The following is a 2,819-nucleotide window of genomic DNA, read 5'->3' as shown; positions in this document are numbered from 1 at the left end:
ATATAACGGGGCCTTAGCTCAGCTGGGAGAGCGCCTGCCTTGCACGCAGGAGGTCAGCGGTTCGATCCCGCTAGGCTCCACCAACGTGTTCTTTGAAAACTAGATAACAGTAGACATCACATTCAATTAGTAATACAAGATATCACATAGTGATTCTTTTTAACGGTTAAGTTAGAAAGGGCGCACGGTGGATGCCTTGACACTAGGAGTCGATGAAGGACGGGACTAACGCCGATATGCTTCGGGGAGCTGTAAGTAAGCTTTGATCCGAAGATTTCCGAATGGGGAAACCCACTATACGTAATGGTATGGTATCCTTACCTGAATACATAGGGTAAGGAAGACAGACCCAGGGAACTGAAACATCTAAGTACCTGGAGGAAGAGAAAGCAAATGCGATTTCCTGAGTAGCGGCGAGCGAAACGGAACATAGCCCAAACCAAGAGGCTTGCCTCTTGGGGTTGTAGGACATTCTATACGGAGTTACAAAGGAACGAGGTAGACGAAGCGACCTGGAAAGGTCCGTCGTAGAGGGTAACAACCCCGTAGTCGAAACTTCGTTCTCTCTTGAATGTATCCTGAGTACGGCGGAACACGTGAAATTCCGTCGGAATCCGGGAGGACCATCTCCCAAGGCTAAATACTCCCTAGTGACCGATAGTGAACCAGTACCGTGAGGGAAAGGTGAAAAGCACCCCGGAAGGGGAGTGAAATAGATCCTGAAACCGTGTGCCTACAAGTAGTCAGAGCCCGTTAACGGGTGATGGCGTGCCTTTTGTAGAATGAACCGGCGAGTTACGATCCCGTGCGAGGTTAAGCAGAAGATGCGGAGCCGCAGCGAAAGCGAGTCTGAATAGGGCGTTTAGTACGTGGTCGTAGACCCGAAACCAGGTGATCTACCCATGTCCAGGGTGAAGTTCAGGTAACACTGAATGGAGGCCCGAACCCACGCACGTTGAAAAGTGCGGGGATGAGGTGTGGGTAGGGGTGAAATGCCAATCGAACCTGGAGATAGCTGGTTCTCTCCGAAATAGCTTTAGGGCTAGCCTCAAGGTAAGAGTCTTGGAGGTAGAGCACTGATTGGACTAGGGGTCCTCATCGGATTACCGAATTCAGTCAAACTCCGAATGCCAATGACTTATCCTTAGGAGTCAGACTGCGAGTGATAAGATCCGTAGTCAAAAGGGAAACAGCCCAGACCGCCAGCTAAGGTCCCAAAGTATACGTTAAGTGGAAAAGGATGTGGAGTTGCTTAGACAACCAGGATGTTGGCTTAGAAGCAGCCACCATTTAAAGAGTGCGTAATAGCTCACTGGTCGAGTGACTCTGCGCCGAAAATGTACCGGGGCTAAACGTATCACCGAAGCTGCGGACTGTTCTTACGAACAGTGGTAGGAGAGCGTTCTAAGTGCAGTGAAGTCAGACCGGAAGGACTGGTGGAGCGCTTAGAAGTGAGAATGCCGGTATGAGTAGCGAAAGACGGGTGAGAATCCCGTCCACCGAATGCCTAAGGTTTCCTGAGGAAGGCTCGTCCGCTCAGGGTTAGTCAGGACCTAAGCCGAGGCCGACAGGCGTAGGCGATGGACAACAGGTTGATATTCCTGTACCACCTCCTCACCATTTGAGCAATGGGGGGACGCAGGAGGATAGGGTAAGCGCGGTATTGGATATCCGCGTCCAAGCAGTTAGGCTGGGAAATAGGCAAATCCGTTTCCCGTGAAGGCTGAGCTGTGATGGCGAGCGAAATTTAGTAGCGAAGTTCCTGATTCCACACTGCCAAGAAAAGCCTCTAGCGAGGTGAGAGGTGCCCGTACCGCAAACCGACACAGGTAGGCGAGGAGAGAATCCTAAGGTGATCGAGAGAACTCTCGTTAAGGAACTCGGCAAAATGACCCCGTAACTTCGGGAGAAGGGGTGCTCTGTTAGGGTGCAAGCCCGAGAGAGCCGCAGTGAATAGGCCCAGGCGACTGTTTAGCAAAAACACAGGTCTCTGCGAAGCCGTAAGGCGAAGTATAGGGGCTGACGCCTGCCCGGTGCTGGAAGGTTAAGAGGAGCGCTTAGCGTAAGCGAAGGTGCGAATTGAAGCCCCAGTAAACGGCGGCCGTAACTATAACGGTCCTAAGGTAGCGAAATTCCTTGTCGGGTAAGTTCCGACCCGCACGAAAGGCGCAACGATCTGGGCACTGTCTCAACGAGAGACTCGGTGAAATTATAGTACCTGTGAAGATGCAGGTTACCCGCGACAGGACGGAAAGACCCCGTGGAGCTTTACTGCAGCCTGATATTGAATGTTGGTACAGCTTGTACAGGATAGGTAGGAGCCTTGGAAACCGGAGCGCTAGCTTCGGTGGAGGCATCGGTGGGATACTACCCTGGCTGTATTGACCTTCTAACCCGCTGCCCTTATCGGGCAGGGAGACAGTGTCAGGTGGGCAGTTTGACTGGGGCGGTCGCCTCCTAAAGTGTAACGGAGGCGCCCAAAGGTTCCCTCAGAATGGTTGGAAATCATTCGTAGAGTGTAAAGGCACAAGGGAGCTTGACTGCGAGACCTACAAGTCGAGCAGGGACGAAAGTCGGGCTTAGTGATCCGGTGGTTCCGCATGGAAGGGCCATCGCTCAACGGATAAAAGCTACCCCGGGGATAACAGGCTTATCTCCCCCAAGAGTCCACATCGACGGGGAGGTTTGGCACCTCGATGTCGGCTCATCGCATCCTGGGGCTGTAGTCGGTCCCAAGGGTTGGGCTGTTCGCCCATTAAAGCGGTACGCGAGCTGGGTTCAGAACGTCGTGAGACAGTTCGGTCCCTATCCGCTGTGCG

Annotated in this window: 1 tRNA gene and 1 rRNA gene; both read left to right on the top strand. The window is 52.8% G+C overall.

Features of this window, described 5'->3' with window-relative positions:
- Positions 1-7: 7 nt before the first annotated feature.
- Positions 8-83 (top strand) — tRNA-Ala (locus tag ACFCXS_RS39335).
- An 81-nt stretch (positions 84-164) separates the two neighbouring features.
- A 23S ribosomal RNA gene (locus ACFCXS_RS39330) occupies positions 165-2,819 on the top strand; the annotation flags it as partial.

It is taken from the genome of Streptomyces sp. NPDC056373, assembly GCF_042262425.1.
Taxonomy (GTDB): domain Bacteria; phylum Actinomycetota; class Actinomycetes; order Streptomycetales; family Streptomycetaceae; genus Streptomyces.
This window is presented reverse-complemented; position numbering and strand designations above follow the sequence as displayed.